Raw genomic sequence first — 18,011 nt, forward strand, 5'->3', positions numbered from 1 at the left:
TTCATATGTCTTCCGTGGGGATATCGATCTGTATGAAAATCCTCTCCACGACTACTCCTGCAAGAAAATCTAAAAAACTACTTTACAAAATAAAATAGATAAAGTAGTATAGTGAGAAATATTGAGATGCCTATTTATGGTAAGTGGATATATATGCAAAAAATCATTTGGAGAACACTCGGAATTCTCGTTTTTTTGCCGCTGCTTCCATGTTTAAAATAGTGCATAAAAAAACATCACATCATTGGATTTATTCCAGAAATAGGGGGAGTTTTGTATGAAGAAGAAGTGGAGTTTGTTCTTGAGTACGCTTCTTGCTGTATCGATCGCGTTGTCTGCGTGCGGCAGCGACAAGGCGAAGGAACCAGAGAAGAATGCACAATCGAATGAACAGGGTTCTGGCCAAGAAGAGAAGAAGGATGATGCGGCTGGAGAAGGCGAAATCGTCTCTGAGGGTGTCATTAAGGCTACAGATCCTTCCAAGTCTCCAGAATTGGCGAACAACCGTAAAGATATGGTGATTATCGGCATTACAGCTCCAAAGGGGATTTTCCATCCAATTTACTCGGAGTCTGCATATGATGTATACGTTATGCGCTCCTTGTTCAAAGGGATGTTACAATATGATAAGGACGGTACAGTGAAGCCAGCATTGGCGGAAGAGTATCAAGTGTCTCCTGACAATTTGAAATATACATTCAAGCTGAGGAAAGACTTGAAATTTAGCAACGGAACGCCTCTTACGGCAGAAGACGTAGCGTTCACATTCACTGTTTTCCATGATAAATCCTACGACGGTCCGGCTGATATCGTGAAGGATGCACATATTAAGGGTGGACAAGACTACCGCGACGGTAAAGTATCTTCCATCGAGGGGATCAAGGTAATCGATCCGTTGACAATCGAATTCACAACTACAGAAGTGGGCGCGACAGCACTCGCTGCTATAGGTACACAAGAGATTATGTCCAAGGCTTACTATGGCAAGGACTATAAGCAAGGCAACCTTGGCTACATGCACGACTTGTTCACGAAGCCAGTCGGTGCTGGTCCATATAAGCTGGATAAGTTCGTAGCAGGACAAGAAGCTCAGCTTACGGCGAATGAGAACTACTACTTGGGCAAGCCTAAGGTTGAGAAGCTTATCTATAAATTTACAACTGACGAAACAAACGTTCAATTGCTGCAAACAGGTGAGACGGATATGGATGCTCCTGCAGTATCCAAAGACCAAGTTGAGCAATTGAAGGAAATGGCCTTTCTGGATTCCACATTGTACCGTACAAATGGCTACGGCTACATCGCATTCAACCACAAGCTTGATAAATTCAAGGACAAGCGTGTTCGTCAAGCGCTGACATACGGATTGAACCGTCAAGAGATCGTTGATGCTGTATACCAAGGCTATGCAGATGTTATCGATGTTCCACAATCGAAGCAATCCTGGTCTTACACAGACGATGTAACGAAGTACAACTTCGATCTGGAGAAGGCAAAGCAATTGCTTGACGAAGCTGGCTGGAAAGTCGGCGCTGACGGCAAGCGTGAGAAGAATGGCGAGAAATTCGTCATCCACTTTACAGCATCTACACCTAACGTAGTTAACGATGCAATTATTCCAGTTGCACAGAAGAACTTCGGCGATCTCGGTATTGAGTTCGTCGCTGACCAAATGGAGTTCAATGCCGTTATCGATAAGCGTAAGAAGGGCGACTTCGACATGCTGTTCATGGCATGGGGCTTGACACCAGATCCACAATCTTCTGAAGGTGTATTCACAACGAAGGGCTTCCAGAACGATATCGGATACAGCAATCCGAAGATCGATGATCTGTTCAAGCAATCCAATTCGACTCTTGATGTTGAGAAGCGTAAAGAAATCTTCCATTCCATCTATAAAGAGTTGAATGAAGATCTTCCTTATATCTTCATGTACCAACGTCGTGATATGTTCGCAACGAACGCTCGTGTTCAAGGCTTCGATATGTCGCCTTACAACGATTTCACTTATTCTCTTCCTACTATTCAAATTCAATAATCGAACATGATGATGTTCTCGGGAAGTCCAGCAATTTGCTGGACTTTCTTTTTTAATTTTGGCAAATAGACATGCCTTCTGTTCGCTTACATGAGAAACATCTATACATTACCCGTGTCCAAATCTCTGCTTCGATATCGTTACATAATAAGAATTAAGAGAATTTTATTCTCATAGCTCATTCATGTTACAATAGTGCCTGATCACACTAGCTGTAAGATAGGCATATGGAGGGAATAATACGTTGAGATGGATGAAATCGCTGTTTGTCCTGTTCCTTACCTTGATGGTAATGGCAGGTTGCGGCACGACACAGATTGGAAATGAGAAGAAGGTTGCGACAGATCGCCCTTCGACAACAGTAGAAACAAACGAACCAGTCCAATCGAAGCCCCTTACAGACTTCGAGGAAGTGGCGAGTTATATACGGAAGCATCATTCTCTGCCTGATAATTTCATTACGAAGAAGGATGCAGAGAAGCTGGGCTGGAATGCGAAGGAAGGAAATCTAAATGAAGTAGCTCCAGGCAAGAGTATTGGCGGAGACATCTTCCGCAATCGGGAAGGCAAGCTGCCGAAGAAGAAGGGACGCATTTGGTATGAAGCAGATATAAACTACTCCAAGGGATTCCGTGGGAAAGATCGCCTTCTCTTCTCAAATGACGGGCTGATCTATAAAACAGAGGATCATTATGATACATTCCAGCAGATGAAAGGGAAGGATGGAGAGCGATGACCAGACAAATTATTGAATTGGATGGACGACTCTTAGCCTCGCGTACGATGCTGCATGATGTCCTCAGCAAGGAATTAGAGCTCCCTGAACATTATGGACGTAATCTGGATGCGCTGTGGGATTGCTTGACGGAATCAACTGCACGTCCGTTAACAATCCATTGGAGCCATTATGAGGCAAGCAAAAGGCAATTGGGAGAGTATTGCGAGCAGGTGCTGCATTTGTTCCAAGATGCAGAAGCCGAGTTGGATGGATTCGTAGTGAAGGTCACACGGTAATGTGCGGCAGATAGGGAATAAAGACATCATAATGAATATAGATGCTATAACAGTGAACAAGCCTTTGACAATAGGGTCAAAGGCTTGTTCTTGTATAAGTCACATGTGTTTTCTTACAAGAAGACAAAGTAAATGACGGCTGCCAATACGATGCGATAGATAGCAAATGGTACGAGTTTCACTCGATTAATCAGCTTCAAGAAGAAGCGGATAGAGATGAGAGCGAATAGGAATGCGCTAATGAAGCCGACGATGAAGAACGGCAGCGCATCCATAGAGAAATCCTTCCAATGCTTCAGCAGGGATAATCCGCTCGCTCCAGCCATGACAGGTACGGCCATAATGAATGTAAAATCAGCAGCCGCACGGTGACTCATCCCCAGCAGTACCCCGCCTGAGATTGTAGAACCGGAACGGGAGAATCCTGGCCATAGGCCAAGACATTGGAACAAGCCGATGCCAAATGCTTGCTTGTATGTTACCTGATCCACCGTCTTTGCCGTTGGCTTTGCAGGGCGGAACCAGTCTGCTGCGATCATGAGCACTGCTCCGAGCACAAGGCCGATCAGCACAGTCTGGATGGAAAATAAGTATTGATCAATATACTTTTCGAACAGTAATCCAAGCACTGCTGCTGGGATTAATCCAACGAGCACTTGTGTGAGCTTCAATCTGGAATGTCCCGCTCTACCTAGCTCTGGATCAATTGGAGCGCGCTTCAACCCAAGCAGCTGGAAAAAACGATCCCAAAACACAACAACAACCGCAAGGATGGAGCCGAGCTGGATCACGACCTTGAACATATTCGCCATTTGAGGGCTGAATATCTCTTTTGAATGAAGCATAAAATCATCCACTAGAATCATATGCCCGGTCGAAGAGACCGGAGCAAACTCAGTCAGGCCTTCTACCACGCCTAAAATAAATCCAACAAACATGTCCCACCAATTCAACGATAGTCACTCTCCTATGTAAGGCCTGTAAAATAGAATGTGCATAGCACAGATTGTATTATATAGCGATCTTGCACATTGTGGTAGTAGTAGTTTACATAATACATAGTATGTTAATAAATGATTTACAAATGAATGTAAGACAAGAATCGGTACTTAAGCTGCTGAGAGGTAGGCGGTAAGAAGGTTTGTTGTTTTGTAAGTATTGCTAAGTTCAGAAAAACAGAAATTTCTTAATGAATTTGAAGTAGTACGCGCTCAGATTTAAGTCTTGTACTTGTAGGGGAGGTCATATATGATAGCTCTATCTTACTAGGTAAATTATTCCTAAAAGTAAAAATAAAAGGATGATTAGGGGGTAGTCGAATGTGGGGAAGACGGTCAGAGTGAAACAGACGTATAAGACAAGATGGAGTACGCTTGGTATTGCCGTCATCTGTATAATGCTTGTTCTCGCAACACTATGGTCTGAGCAGCCGCCGGTGCCAAAAGGAGAGAATGCACCGATAGAACAATTTTCAGCGGTTAGAGCTATGGAGCATGTGAGGGCCATCGCACAGCTGCCGCATCCATCAGGTTCGGTAGAGAATGAGAGGGTGCGAACATATTTAGTTGAGCAAATGGAGTTATTAGGGCTGCAGCCAAATGTGAACACGTATCCATGGACAGGGCAGTATAGAGGCATCTCCGAGTCGTTTGAGCTGCACAATATCATTGGAGTACATAAAGGAACCAAACCAGGTAAAGCATTGATGCTGACGGCTCATTACGATTCTACACCGTTTGGCCCAGGGGCTAATGACGATGCGGTTGGGGTTGCGGCACTCTTGGAGACGGCACGCATTCTACAGGCTGGTCCGCCTATGGATCGGGACATTTGGTTCGTGCTGACTGATGGTGAAGAGAAAGGGATGCTTGGAGCAGAGGCTTTCTGGTTTGACAATAAAGTTCGTGAACAGATCGGCCTTGTCGTGAATTTCGAGGCGAGAGGTTCGAGAGGTCCGTCAATCATGTTCCAAACGAGCCGAAATAATGGGCAGCTTATTTCTGAATTTGCCTCGTTCGCGGTGTCTCCAGTTAGCAGTTCTCTGTTAGGCGACTTGTATCGGACGATGCCGAATGATACGGATTTGACCGTCTCACTGAATGCTGGCATACCAGGTCTTAATTTCGCATATATCGATGGCTGGGACAAATACCATACCGATCAAGATACGCCCGACAATGTAACACTAGCAACACTACAGCACCATGGCGAGAATGCACTTGGGGCAGCTATGCGGTTCGGAAGTATGGATTTAGAGGAAGTGAATGATTCCGATCGGGTCTATTTTAACTGGTTTACGATGCTTCTTCATTATCCTGCTTCCTGGACGATCCCGATGTCCATTCTCATTGGTATAGGGTGGCTTCTCTGTATCGTGGTGCTCTTCAGGAAGAAGGCAATTGCATTGAAGGGAATGGCGCTCAGCTTCCTGCTTACACTAGGAAGCATCATTACATCTGTTGTGGTCGCTTACTTGCTGTTTGTAGGGATTATGTATATTGGAAGCTCAGTGGCGGGGATGCCATTGCAATCGGCTTTCATACCGGCTCAGGTCAATCTTGCTTTTGTACTGATCGCACTGCTAGTTCATCTCGTATTCACACGTCTGACTAGGCATAGGGTCAACGTCTTGGAAATGATCCTAACCGGAATGCTGTTCTACTTCCTGCTTCTAATCGTTGTGTTAGGGCTTATCCCTGGAGCAAGCTACCTATTCCTGCTCCCGCTTCTTATTCACTGCATCGTCATCGGGTGTACACTGAATAAGCGCAATCCGGTTATGGTCTTGCAGCGGCCGTGGGTGAGTCTTGTATTCGCGCTTGCTCCATTGACGCTGACAACAAGTTTATTTCATCTGTTATATACGGGAATGCCGCTTCAGATTACGGTATTCACCACTGTACTGTGCGTGTTAATCTTCACCCTGCTGCAGCCGCTTATGACGAGCCTAACCATGGTTCAGGGAAGTCGTTTCGCGAAAATTGTGGATAGTAAATAGGTAAAACAGAGCCCATGTATGCATCATGGGCTCTGTTCGTGTATTATTCGGTTTGCTTGGAGTCGCGACAGTGCCATAATAGCTTCATTACATCAACCCGCTCATACAAGCACCATTTCTCCCATTGTTTGATTGCGCCTTCTATTCCTCCGACCTGCGGATGCACTGTTGTAATTGCACGGTTGAAGCGGGAACTGAATGGAATGAACGAGAGCGGTGAACCGGCGGTAATATGAATTTGGTTCCACCTTTTGTGGGTAGCAGTAGTTGTAACATCCGTATCGATATCCATTTCAAATACCGTAAAGGAGTGTATATCTCCCTGCTTGCTGAGCATAGACATCGCTGGTGCGGTAATTTCGTTCATACTGTGCGTATAGTTTTGTATAGCGTCAGGCTGTACCGAGATATATTCAACATAGAATGCACATTCTGGCGGCAAGTTCGACTCATCTCCGATTACACAGCTAGGGATAAGATGAGCCTGTACGATTCGGCTGTGTGAGCGGAGCTGTTCAGTCATGCAAGGATCGACATCCTTTACATACGCCTGTTCCTTCGCCGTAAATTCCGCTGCGCTCATGTCCGGAGGAAGCTTGTAAATGAAAAGATCGCTCCATTGTGATTTGTTCGTTCTTCCTTGTACAACGAGAGAGGTACGGAATCCCCATGCCTCTACCAAATCTCCATGCGAGATCATGTGCAGTAGAAGAGCTTCGTATCGTCGTTCCCAATCTGCAATTGCATTTGTCTGTATCGTCCGTAAAACGTACTTCGCTTGATGATTCGTCATTGGTTCTGGGTGAGGGAAATCGAAACGATTGCGATTTGCAGGTGTAATCCGAAAGCTTCTACGTATCCAGTGTATAGATACACAAGCAAAAATAATGACGAGGAGCATTACCGTTCCCAAAGTTGTCATGATGATCGTAAGCATAGGTTGTAGTCCTCTCTATCGTAATTTACAAGAATTATGAGGGTTGCTTGCTTAGTTCTCCGCACACTCTCCGAGCGAACGGGAAGGATTTCTTTGATCAACGTACGTCACAATTAGTAGCTACAACATCTAATTGTAGCGAACCTTAAAGCTAACAACATCAATCGCAGGAAGGATATTGATTCCATCTGACGATGTAATCTTACGCGGGCAAGAAAGAAGATGTTCATATGCTCAATGGAAAATAGCGAACAGAACAAAGTGTTTTGTCAACGGTTCGGTCATGAGCTGGATATCGAATGACAGTGCTGTGGATAGACAACGTATGTTCGTCCATACTTGCTGTTACAACCTGTGAAAATACTGGTATTATATAGGATGTGCATGTTTGTTTTTAGTGGAAATGATAGATTCGGGAGGATATCTGATTGGAAGGGTTAGTAAAGTTGGAGCAAGTGACAAAGAGCTATGATCGTCGTGTCATCCTGCAACATGTAGAATTGTCTATCGGGGCGCATGAAGCAGTATCGATTACAGGAAAGAATGGTTCGGGGAAAAGTACGCTACTCCGCTTAATTGCCGGACTAGCAAAGCCGACGAGCGGGATGATTCATCGTCAAGGGGGCAGCAAGCAGCGTATTGGCTTCGTTCCTGATCGACTGCCGAAGCTGCGGCTTACACCGGAAGAGTACCTATTTTCCATGGGTGGTATGCAAGGGATGAGCAAGGAAGCCATATCTGCACGGCTGGATGAATTGTTTGCCTTGTTCAAAATGGAGGATGCAGCTGCACGAAGAATGAATACTTTCTCCAAAGGGATGCTGCAAAAGGTAAACCTCATGCAAGCTGTACTGAATAAGCCTGATATATTGCTGCTGGACGAGCCTCTATCCGGATTGGATGCGGACTCACAGCGAGAGCTTATTCGTCTGCTCAGACATATGAAGCAGCAAGGCATTGCAATGGTAATGTCATGTCATGAGGCATCTTTGGTCGAGCAGCTGGCGGATCGATGCGTAAGCATTCACCGTGGATCTATTGCAATTACAGAGGTTCGTCCGCTCGAGGAAGATATGCGGATTGAGGTGATGGTACCGACATCTCTGTCTATAAGTGATGATATCGGTCAAATCGAAGGGATTCTCGGTTATAAAGATCATGATACAATCTCGGGCAGGTATGTCATACGTTCGAGGCAGCATGATTCAGATCACGTGCTGTTAGAGCTGCTAATGCGGAAATGTTCGATTGTATCCGTTCAAGCAAGTGCCACCCATGGATATACTGGTTCAAATTATGCGCAGCAGCCTTCTCGACAGGAGGGACGCGAATATGTTTAAAGCAACCATAAGGTACTTGCTGCGGAACTACAGTCGATCATATCGCTACATACCGCCGTTATTTACGTTCTTGATTAGTTTGGGATTGTTCTATACGTATACACCGAACCCGATTATGGGCAGCTTCTCGTTCACGACGATGCTGATTTATGTCATTGCAGCTTGGTTCAGTTACAGCTTCCTGAAGACGGAGCACTCGGTTCAGGAGGAATTGACGATCTTGCATGTGAAGAGCCGAGCACTCTATCTGATCGGGCTTATTTGTTCGGTTGCGCTTATCATGTGTTTCATTGTTGTGGTTGCAATTGCTTACCCAATCGTTTTCAATAAATTTGACGAGCCTATTCGGTTCGAGCATCTCATTGTCGGGCTGTTCACGCACCTCAGCTCTGCACTCCTCGGAATTGCGATATCGCTGTACTTCGCGAAGCGGGTGGAGCGTGCTAGCTATGCAATTGGCGGGATACTGCTTATTCTTGCACTGTCCTTCTGTCAAGGAGCACTTATCGCAAAAGCAGGCATAGCAGGTGCGCTGCTATCATGGGTATTTCCGCCTGCCTATCATACGATGAATATGCTGCTGAACTATAGCAGTTATACGATGGCATCAACTGTTGGTACGATCGGGTTATCTATTGGATATGCGGTGCTACTGATGATTCTGCTCATTCAAGTGCTGAAGCGGGTTGAAGAGTAGTCTGCAGATCATGGACGCAATTATATGGAGGTACATCATATAAACGAGAGACTCTTACAAAGCGAGGAGTAATATATGGGGAAAATCAGCTAAGGGCTATCGCTAGTTTATTTCTTTATTTTCTTTGATAAGGAGAATCGCCATGACTGATAACGGTAGGTTACAGATGCGCTCTATGCAAAGTCTGAACTATGAACAACGGCGGTTGTTTGTATAGAGCTGAAGCCTGAACGATATAGATACCGCCATGACTTCAAATGAAGTTATGAAGTTGATAGCTTAGACTTTGCTCTCTTCACAGTACATTTCTGTAAGGAGTAGAGCGAAGATGAAATATGTAAATGCAGATCGAGTATTACCCGATTCATTGATACAAGAGATTCAAAAATATATACAAGGCGGACTGCTGTATGTCCCTGCGCCGAAGTCGCAGCATAAGAAATGGGGCGAACAATCGGGAAGCAGGAAGATGTTGAACAGGCGGAACACGGCTATTCGTCATTCCTTTGCAACGGGCTCAACGGTAGATGAGCTTGCAGAGCAATATTGCTTATCCTCGGACACCATTAAGAAGATTGTATATACAAAATCATAGTGATTTGGATGTAAAGACTGCATCAGAGGGATCTGGTGCAGTCTTTTTTATTAGCAACATGTTGCAGCTTCTTGCAGCGTGTTTGTAATGTTTGTTTTAAATGATTTATTCCCTATGTTGCTTGGAGTGCACCTACTACAATAAAGGCTGTAAGAGCAGCTTATGAATGTGTCGACCGAGAAATAGTTCGACAAGAACATCCAAGCTTCGACACGAACTTCATGTGGCAAAGTGCTCGAATATGCTCAATATTGGAGTGGAGAAAAATGATTTCATTCTTTCAATTCGACAAGAACGAAGAGAAACATGTGCTGCTGGCACGTGCGAGAAATGTGGCGCTAAATGCTATTCAGAAGTATGACATCGCATGGGAAAAAATCCAGTTCATACAGTTGTCGGATACGATTACGTATATGATTGAAGCGACTCCTCAAGAACGTTATCTAATGCGTATTCACTCGGATCGGTGCAGTCGAGATGAGATTGCTTCCGAACTCGCCTTTCTTCAGATGTTGCATCATTCGACGGAGCTGACAGTGCCGACTGGGGTGGCGAGCAAGGATGGATCCTATGTAATTGAAGTGGAAACGGAAACGGGTTATTGCAGGCCCGATGTCACGTTGATGAGATGGGTAGAAGGGGAGCATGCTATGGCATTAACGGATAGCCAAGCGTATCGAACGGGTACGATGATGGCACGACTCCATGAGGAAGCTGCACATTATGTTCCTTCCTCTGATTTCACACGTCCCGCCTGGGGCATTGACAGTTTTAGAAAGGAGTTCAAGAAGCTCGAACGATATTACCCTCGATTTTTAGCCGAGCAAGGTTGGGATCTCTATCAAGCAGCGGCCGATAAGGTTATTGCTCAAGTTGCCGGGATGGAACGAAGTGCTGACACATATGGTCTGATTCATGCTGATTTGCATACAGGGAATGTTGTATATACCGGGGAAGAGCCACGTCCGATTGATTTTGGTCGGTGCGGTTATGGTTATTATCTTTATGATATGGCGGGTGCACTATTAGGACTTGGTGTAAAGCAGCGCAAGCAGTTTATTGCAGGATATGAAAATGTGAAAAAGCTGTCTAGCGGCTATATTCAGCAGGTGGAGTGTTTTTTTATCATGTTTATGATCGAGAACTACTGTCATCATGCTGCAAATCCGGAAGAGACGGAAAATCTGAAATCCGAACAGGTATTTGCACAAACGTATTTGCATGCCTTTTTGCAAGATTCGTCGTTTTTATTCCGCCGAGTTGATCCGGTTCAAATAGGAAGTCCAGTGAACCCGGTGAACATCACTTCTCATTAGAACGTGCAAGGGGAATGCGCAGCGAGATATTATTCTCTCTTGCATTCCCCATATGTACGAGTACGATTGTTGTATTATTGTTTGCAGTGCGAGCTTACGAACTGTTGGACAAAATACTTAGGATGAAGTGGCTCGCCCGTTGCACGTTTCAATAGATCATTCCATGTCCATGTCGCGCCAGGGAAGAAAACTTGCTCCTTTACATAAGTTCCAGCTTCTAGAGAGAACAAGTCTCGCGAAATGTTCGTCATGATATAATGATGCAGTTGGGAAGCGGTCAGCTCACCTAATATATAGCTTTGATAGCTTACGGGAGCGAGCGTGAAATGCATCTTGGCAGCCCAGTCCGGATGCCGGGTATCCTCTGGCGCTTGCAAGTGCTGGATCTCTTCTACGAGCTGCCACCAACGTTCATTCACATTGGTATGCGGACGCTCATACAGCTCCCGCTCGAACTTCACAAATGTAATATACCATCTCATACTGACCAGCATCTCGCGTTGAAGAGTATCGCGCAGGGCAGAGGCATGGGATGAAAAGGCGGTGGGTTCCGGCTTGATGAAGCGGGTAATCCAATCCTGATCCTTTGTCATTCGGCCAAAGAGCATCGCAATCGCTTCGGTAGTAAGCGTATGGGCAGGCTTGCGTAGAAGGAAAGGCAGCGCTGCGTCAATATTTTTCTCATATGCCGCATGACCGAACTCGTGCAGCATCACACTCATCCAAAATTCGCTCGGATTCATGCTCATCATGACGCGTGGTTCGCCCGTACGTCCCATATCCGTGCAATACCCATATGGATATTTCTTATCGCGCGGATATAGGTCACTGCGTGCGATTACATCTGTGATATTGAGCCCCATGCTTTGAAACGTCTCTGCTGTAATGGCTTCCATCCTTTCATTTTGTAAATACTCAGCCATACTCCATTCACTGACGGCAGGCGTACTTTGAAAGAACGGATCTGAATAATGCCACGGCCTAAGCTGCGATACCGTAATACGAAACTTTTGAGCTAGTTCCTCGTCAATTTGCTGCTTCACGAGCCGATACGGTTCTTCACTCTGGACAAGCAGCTCATCCATTAAGGCAAACACGACGTCAAGATCGAGATCCTGCGCGCTATATTGCATCTGATAATAATTGTCGTAACCAAGTGTGCGAGCCTCTTCATTGCGCTGCTGGATAAGCTGCAGTGCGCGATCGCAGACCTGCTTGCCGATTTGCTTGCTAGCGAGCCATGCCTGCTTGCGTTCTTCCGGATCAAGACTCGTTTCCAGAATCGTGCGAATATCATTATTCGATACATGCTGGTTCTGTATGGTAGGACGGTAGGAATTGAAAATGTCCACTAGTTCCTTCGTCATGCGAGTAGAGCGTTCAGCCAGCTGCGGATCTAACTGTTGATTGATCATCAAGTGGTGAAGCTCTGTAAGCTGACGTTGTTGTAATGATGTAAGCTGCTTATTCTCTAGGTGCTTCGTAATGAGGGCGAACCGCTCTGTATCTGATAAATAACGCTTCCATTCATTTTGAGCAACCTCCAACGCATCATTCCATGATTCCTCACCTGTAGAAGTTACCATCCATCCTGCTTGACCAATCTTTACGCTTAGCTCTTTAAGAATCTTGTTCTCACGCTGCAAAAAAGACTCCACATCCATGACATCCATATGAATTCTCCTCTCCATAACAATACTAGCACAATGTGTAATTTTATAGTTATTACCATACCAAAATAATGTAATTTGGAATTCTTGATTTATGGCATTAATCGTACAATTATGTAGGTATGTTGATGCTATAGTTAGGTATACCCGAGAAATTAAAAGAAAACAGGCAGAGCCAATTACAGTTACTTGAAGGTAACAAGGTTACTTTTAGGTTACTAGAACACTTCAAAGTGCGTACTTCCATTTCGATTCCATGTAAGCCATAATGCATGTATCACGTTATGGCGAAATTCGCCGATCACATGACGTGTACAGGTGGATTCTTATGAAGAAGACTTAGGAGGAACGTGAAATGGCATCGAATTTACAAGATAGAGTTACATTGCATAATGGAGTGACAATGCCGTGGTTCGGACTTGGCGTGTTCAAGGTGAATGACGGTTCCGAAGTTGTTGATTCCGTTGCGGCAGCAATCAAGAATGGATACCGCAGTATTGATACTGCAGCTATATATGGAAATGAAGAAGGCGTAGGACAAGGAATCCAAATCGGATTGAAAGAAGCGGGTATCGCGAGAGAAGACTTGTTCATCACTTCGAAAGTGTGGAATGCGGACTTGGGTTATGAATCTACACTTGCAGCCTATGATGCAAGCTTGAAGAAGCTCGGTCTCGAATATTTGGATTTGTATCTGATTCATTGGCCGGTAGAAGGTAAGATTAAAGACGCATGGAGAGCGTTGGAGACCCTTTATAAAGCTGGCCGCGTGAAAGCAATTGGGGTGAGCAACTTCCACATTCATCATTTGCAAGATTTAATGAAGGATGCAGAAATCAAGCCGATGATCGACCAAGTCGAATTCCATCCACGCTTGACACAGCAAGAGCTGCGCGAATTTTGCTTGGAGCAAGGCATTCAGTTTGAGGCATGGTCTCCGCTTATGCAAGGACAACTGCTTGATCAACCTGAATTGCAAGAAATTGCTAGCAAACACGGAAAATCGGTTGCGCAAGTAATCTTGCGCTGGGATTTGCAGCATGGCGTCATTACCATTCCGAAATCGATTAAGGAACATCGGATCGTAGAGAATGCCTCCATTTTCGATTTTGAATTGACACCAGAAGAGATGGAGCGCATTGACGGATTGAATCAACATCATCGTGTCGGTCCAGATCCTGACAATTTCGACTTCTAAATTGAATAACGAAGGGCTGCCCAAGTCACTAGTGTGACAAGGGGCAGCCTTTTTACGTTTGTTGAACGGTCATCATACATCATCTATGGACAAATGAAAACGAACATGAGAAAATAAGTCCCTGATATTGAGAATCATTATTAATTAAACATTCGTGGTTAACGAATGATAGGAGTAGGAGGAAAGTAGTGAAAGAGGATATACACAACGCCTTTTTACATAAGACCTTGTTGGAAATCAAACAAATGGAGCAGGTTGAGATTCACGATGGTAGTCGATGGGCGAAACAAGAGCTTATATCTCATATGTTACTGTATGTGGTGAACGGTAAGGGAAAATTGTACATGAACGACGGATGTGATGCTGCCGAGCTGCTGCCGAATACTGTTTTTCTATTGCCGGTCGGATCCGTACTTGCAGCTGAATGCGCCGCGGAACATGGACTGCACCTCTATAAAATCGAGTTCGACATCTATCGCGCAATGGAATGGAGCGATAAGAGAAGAGTATATGAGAAGGAGTTGACTTTGCCTGTTAGCGGGGAAATACGGGTCGAGCAGCATCGCATTAGACGGTTGATTGGATTATTATGCAAGGACAGCCCCTATATAACGGGTATGGCTCATTCCCCTTATCAGTCTTATCTACATGATATATTAAGCGTCATATTTGACAACAGGACGTCCACGAAATTAGAGAGCACCGACAATTTGCTGGATTACACAATTGAGTACATGCAGCAGGCATTTTCCACGCAAATTACCTTGGCCAAGCTAGCAGATCAGGCTGGTATGAATCCTTCTTATTTCTCTCAACTATTCAAACGGAAAATGAAGAAGAGTCCAATCGAGTATTTGACCGATCTGCGCATGAATCAGGCGAAGAAGCAATTGCTGCAGCCAAACGGTAAAATACGCGACATTGCCCAAGATGTCGGATACAAGGATGAGTTTTATTTCAGCAGGCGATTTAAGACATACAGCGGAATCGCACCAACCGCATATATGAAGCAGCAGCATATGCATATCGTGTCACTCTCTCAGCCATACACAGATCATCTTTTAACACTGGGCGTGAAGCCATTAGCCATACATATCGATAAAGAAGCGCCAATGATGTCTATGCCAGTCTATGATCGAATGTGGGAACGATATCGAGAAACGTTATTGATGAACAAGCCCGATATGATTTTGTGCAAGGATCACATTTCCCAGCAAATGAACAGGTATTTTGGGGATATCGCTCCCATTGTAACGATTCCTTGGAAGCGTTTAGACGTGTTCGGACACATGCGCGAGATTGCCCGTCTTGTGGGTAAAGAAAATGAAGCTTATGAATGGATAGCACGTCACGAAGAACGAGTCGAGCGCGACCAAAAAAAAGTAAAAGCAATGATCGGGGAAGGTACGGTTGGGCTGCTTACATTTGTCGATCATAAAGTAAAACTATATGGCGCGCGCAACATTGGACATGTGTTTTATCGATCTTTGAATTTATCACCACCTGAACAAATTCGAAGAGAAATAGATAAGCACTTGCCTGGAACGGTCTTTAATTGGATGTCTGCGACCACAGTAAATTTATCTGATTGCGATACGGACTATTTGTTCCTTGTAACGAAGTCTGGAGAGTGGGCGAGAGATTCCATAAAAGAGTTACAGCAGAGCGAAGGCTGGCGCAGTCTCCCTGCCGTGAAGTATGGTAATGTGCATGTGTTGGATTGGGACAAATGGATGATGTATTCTCCACGGTCAATTGAAAGTCAACTCAGCGAGGCCGTAAGTCTGCTCATGGCTGCAAAATAAAAATTATACAAATAGATATCTAAAGATATGGCATGGATTAATGGATAGAGTTCGATCATAATAATGATTATCATTTTCATTTAAACAACATATAAAGGGGTTTTGGCATCATGATTACACGTCATCGCATGAAGATACTTACTTGTATCTGCACATTACTCGTAATGATTACTGCAGCATGCAGCGGGCAAGTGCCCTCAAATAAACAGAGTGAATCGGGGAAATCATTACAGGTTCAAACGGCCACTTCCGATACGAAGCCGCCAGCTGATATTGCAGGAGCAGACAAACGGATTGCGGTATTATCTATTCCTTTTACGAGCGACTTGCTTGCTTTAGGAATTACCCCGATAGGAGCGGTAACGCAAAAAGGTAAAGATTTTCTCCCACATGTAACTGATCTCTTGCCACATACGCAAAATTTAGGGAATTCCCAAGATCCCAACCTTGAAGCGCTCGTGAACGTGGAACCAGACCTTATCATCGCGCAGGAAGAGCTGATAAAGGGCAAGGATGAACTTGAGAAGATTGCGCCGACAATTGTGCTTAATTTCAAGCAATCGACCTGGCAAGAACAGTTGCAGCAACTCGGTAAGGCGTTAGGCAAAGAAAAGGAGGCCGAAGCGTTCATTGCCGATTATAAGCAAAAAGCCGCTACAGCAAAAGAAACGATCAAGCAAGTGCTTGGTGACGAGACGGTGTTAGTGCTGCGCGTCATGAAAAAAGAGCTCAGAGTATACGGATTAGATCGCAATTATGGCTCGTTGCTTTATCAAGATTTGGGGATTAAACCCGCCAAGGGCTTAGAAAGTATAGGCCGAGGAAAGGAAGGGCCGCAATCCATCTCCAGCGAGCTGCTGCCGGATTTCGATCCTGATCACATTCTGCTTGAGGTATCTGCTGACAAGGCTGCGCAGCAGCTGTTCAAAGAGTTGGAGGATAGCTCCATCTGGAAACATCTAAAGGCGGTTAAAAACGGCAATGTTCATGCGATTGAACAGCAGCCATGGTTAGATTACTCGGCCCTTGGCCAGCTTAAATCGTTGGATGAGGCGGTAAACCTATTTACACATAAATAGGAGATGGCGTCTAGCAAATAATAAGGGGCTGCCATTACATCATCAAGGATGACGGATGGAAGCCCCTTATTGTTATGACCAAGTTGCTATTGAATAACCCCACATGCAATGCGATCACCTGAGTTGCCTGCTGGATCTGTCTTGTAATCGTCGGGCTGTGCATGAATGATTAACGCTGTGCCGCCTGACTTCAACAGCGAGTTCGGCTTATCCTTTTCCAGCGTAACCATCTCAGTTGTGAAGGTGGCTTGAGCTTTGCCATCTTCGCCTACCTCCAGATTTGGCAAATCGCCACTATGGTAGCCCTTCGGATTCTCAAAGCCATGCTCCTTATGAGTTGGGTTCAAATGGGCCTCGGCGGTCTTGAAATCAGGGGTATCGCAACGGCCTACCGCGTGAAAGTGTATGCCATGCTTACCTGGTGACAGACCTTGGACATCGATCGCCATTTGAACCTTATTGCCGACTTGAGATAGCTGTGCCGTACCGATGGAATCTCCTTTCGTGTTAATTATATTTACGTTTACACTGGGAGACTTCACTCCGGCCATTGTTTCCTTAGCTACACATGCGCTAAGCAGCAGACAGCTTGTCAGCAGGCACGCGAATACGAATTTCTTCATGTTGACCTCCTTGAGTTATATCGTGTCGGTAACAGTGTTCACCTATTTTTCAGAAAGAAAACCGTCTTTCTTCAATTTACTTATGGTTAAGGGAATAACATTCACAGATATGGTATGCTTGTACAGGAAGAAACGAGACAAGGTACTATACAAGGGGCTAGCACGATAGATGATGTTTGCGATAGATATGAAGCATGCTAATTTGAAGATAGCAATAAGAAAGTAATAGGAAGAAAGCCTAAAGCGAGGGTTGAGCATGATTCAGGTGAAAGGCGCAATTGACGCGAATACGAGATGCCGTCATTATCATTCAGAGGTGGACGTAATTGCGATTAAGTTCAAATGTTGTGATACATATTATGGCTGCTATTATTGTCATGAGGAGGCAGAGGATCACGAGCCTATGGTATGGCCAATAGCGGAATGGGGTACGAAGGCGATTTTATGTGGCAATTGCCATACGGAGCTCACGATTCATGAGTATCTTAGTTGTAACTATGAGTGCCCGATATGTCGAACCTCATTTAACCCAGGATGCAAGAACCACGATCATTTGTATTTTGAACAAGAGAAGGTAACGGCGGTTGTGAGTAAAGGCTAGAGAAGCAGACGGAAAATATACTTTCTTACTATGGAATACACAAAAGATGACTTCTGAATGGATCAGAGGTCATCTTTTTTGTGGGATCTAGCCTATGGCT

16 protein-coding genes are annotated in these 18,011 nt (G+C 44.8%); 12 read left to right on the forward strand and 4 right to left on the reverse strand.

Annotation, left to right across the window (positions count from 1 at the left end):
* The first annotated feature begins 277 nt into the window (after nt 1-277).
* The 3 genes from PBN151_RS22840 (at nt 278) to PBN151_RS22850 (ending at nt 3,052) form a co-directional block, all read left to right on the forward strand.
* Entirely contained in the window at nt 278-2,038 is a 1,761-nt protein-coding gene (locus tag PBN151_RS22840; RefSeq protein WP_072730832.1) for an ABC transporter substrate-binding protein, read from the forward strand.
* A 244-nt stretch (nt 2,039-2,282) separates the two neighbouring features.
* Nucleotides 2,283-2,774, forward strand: a complete 492-nt coding sequence (locus PBN151_RS22845; protein WP_072730833.1) for a ribonuclease domain-containing protein — start codon at nt 2,283-2,285, stop codon at nt 2,772-2,774.
* Nucleotides 2,771-3,052, forward strand: a complete 282-nt coding sequence (locus PBN151_RS22850) for a barstar family protein (protein ID WP_072730834.1) — start codon at nt 2,771-2,773, stop codon at nt 3,050-3,052. Before PBN151_RS22845 ends, PBN151_RS22850 begins: the two co-directional genes overlap by 4 nt.
* Nucleotides 3,053-3,165: 113 nt before the next feature.
* Here PBN151_RS22850 and PBN151_RS22855 read toward each other — a convergent pair whose 3' ends face one another.
* Nucleotides 3,166-3,990, reverse strand: a complete 825-nt coding sequence (locus PBN151_RS22855; RefSeq protein WP_175560783.1) for an undecaprenyl-diphosphate phosphatase — start codon at nt 3,988-3,990, stop codon at nt 3,166-3,168.
* A 383-nt stretch (nt 3,991-4,373) separates the two neighbouring features.
* Here PBN151_RS22855 and PBN151_RS22860 point away from each other — a divergent pair, with 383 nt between their 5' ends.
* Nucleotides 4,374-6,050: a M28 family peptidase gene (locus PBN151_RS22860; protein WP_072730835.1), complete on the forward strand. Its 1,677-nt coding sequence runs from the start codon at nt 4,374-4,376 to the stop codon at nt 6,048-6,050.
* 43 nt (nt 6,051-6,093) lie between these two features.
* Here the strand turns inward: PBN151_RS22860 and PBN151_RS22865 are convergent, their stop codons facing one another.
* Nucleotides 6,094-6,987 carry a hypothetical protein gene (locus PBN151_RS22865; RefSeq protein ID WP_072730836.1) on the reverse strand — a complete coding sequence of 298 codons (894 nt, stop codon included), beginning with the start codon at nt 6,985-6,987 and terminating at the stop codon, nt 6,094-6,096.
* Nucleotides 6,988-7,415: 428 nt separating this feature from the next.
* On the opposite strand from PBN151_RS22865, the gene PBN151_RS22870 reads away from it, so the two are divergent.
* The 4 genes from PBN151_RS22870 to PBN151_RS22885 all read left to right on the forward strand — a co-directional run bounded on the left by PBN151_RS22870 (nt 7,416) and on the right by PBN151_RS22885 (nt 10,935).
* Nucleotides 7,416-8,327 (forward strand): ABC transporter ATP-binding protein, encoded by a 912-nt coding sequence (locus tag PBN151_RS22870; RefSeq protein WP_072730837.1) that lies wholly within the window; start codon nt 7,416-7,418, stop codon nt 8,325-8,327.
* The gene (locus tag PBN151_RS22875; RefSeq protein ID WP_072730838.1) at nt 8,320-9,024 is read left to right on the forward strand and encodes a hypothetical protein; all 705 of its coding nucleotides are present in this window, start codon (nt 8,320-8,322) and stop codon (nt 9,022-9,024) included. The genes PBN151_RS22870 and PBN151_RS22875 overlap by 8 nt, the downstream gene beginning before the upstream one ends.
* Before the next feature lie 328 nt (nt 9,025-9,352).
* On the forward strand, nt 9,353-9,619 hold the full coding sequence (locus tag PBN151_RS22880) for a CD3324 family protein (protein ID WP_072730839.1): 267 nt from the start codon (nt 9,353-9,355) through the stop codon (nt 9,617-9,619).
* Nucleotides 9,620-9,885: 266 nt separating this feature from the next.
* The gene (locus tag PBN151_RS22885; RefSeq protein WP_072730840.1) at nt 9,886-10,935 is read left to right on the forward strand and encodes a phosphotransferase enzyme family protein; all 1,050 of its coding nucleotides are present in this window, start codon (nt 9,886-9,888) and stop codon (nt 10,933-10,935) included.
* A 74-nt stretch (nt 10,936-11,009) separates the two neighbouring features.
* Here the strand turns inward: PBN151_RS22885 and PBN151_RS22890 are convergent, their stop codons facing one another.
* On the reverse strand, nt 11,010-12,608 hold the full coding sequence (locus PBN151_RS22890; protein ID WP_227774980.1) for a M3 family metallopeptidase: 1,599 nt from the start codon (nt 12,606-12,608) through the stop codon (nt 11,010-11,012).
* A 352-nt stretch (nt 12,609-12,960) separates the two neighbouring features.
* Between PBN151_RS22890 and PBN151_RS22895 the strand changes: the two genes are divergently transcribed.
* From PBN151_RS22895 to PBN151_RS22905, 3 genes are all read left to right on the forward strand, one after another.
* Nucleotides 12,961-13,803, forward strand: a complete 843-nt coding sequence (locus tag PBN151_RS22895) for an aldo/keto reductase (RefSeq protein ID WP_072730841.1) — start codon at nt 12,961-12,963, stop codon at nt 13,801-13,803.
* Between the two features lie 188 nt (nt 13,804-13,991).
* Nucleotides 13,992-15,608 (forward strand): helix-turn-helix domain-containing protein, encoded by a 1,617-nt coding sequence (locus tag PBN151_RS22900; protein ID WP_072730842.1) that lies wholly within the window; start codon nt 13,992-13,994, stop codon nt 15,606-15,608.
* A 110-nt stretch (nt 15,609-15,718) separates the two neighbouring features.
* A complete protein-coding gene (locus PBN151_RS22905; protein ID WP_072730843.1) occupies nt 15,719-16,687 on the forward strand; it encodes an ABC transporter substrate-binding protein in 969 nt (322 codons plus the stop codon).
* 86 nt (nt 16,688-16,773) lie between these two features.
* Here the strand turns inward: PBN151_RS22905 and PBN151_RS22910 are convergent, their stop codons facing one another.
* Nucleotides 16,774-17,310, reverse strand: coding sequence for a superoxide dismutase family protein (locus tag PBN151_RS22910; protein ID WP_072730844.1), 537 nt, complete (start codon nt 17,308-17,310; stop codon nt 16,774-16,776).
* A gap of 256 nt (nt 17,311-17,566) precedes the next feature.
* Here PBN151_RS22910 and PBN151_RS22915 point away from each other — a divergent pair, with 256 nt between their 5' ends.
* Nucleotides 17,567-17,911 (forward strand): CHY zinc finger protein, encoded by a 345-nt coding sequence (locus PBN151_RS22915; RefSeq protein ID WP_072730845.1) that lies wholly within the window; start codon nt 17,567-17,569, stop codon nt 17,909-17,911.
* The last annotated feature ends 100 nt before the right edge of the window (nt 17,912-18,011 follow it).

The organism is Paenibacillus sp. NAIST15-1 (assembly GCF_001894745.1).
In the GTDB taxonomy this organism is placed as follows: Bacteria; Bacillota; Bacilli; order Paenibacillales; family Paenibacillaceae; genus Paenibacillus_B; species Paenibacillus_B suaedae.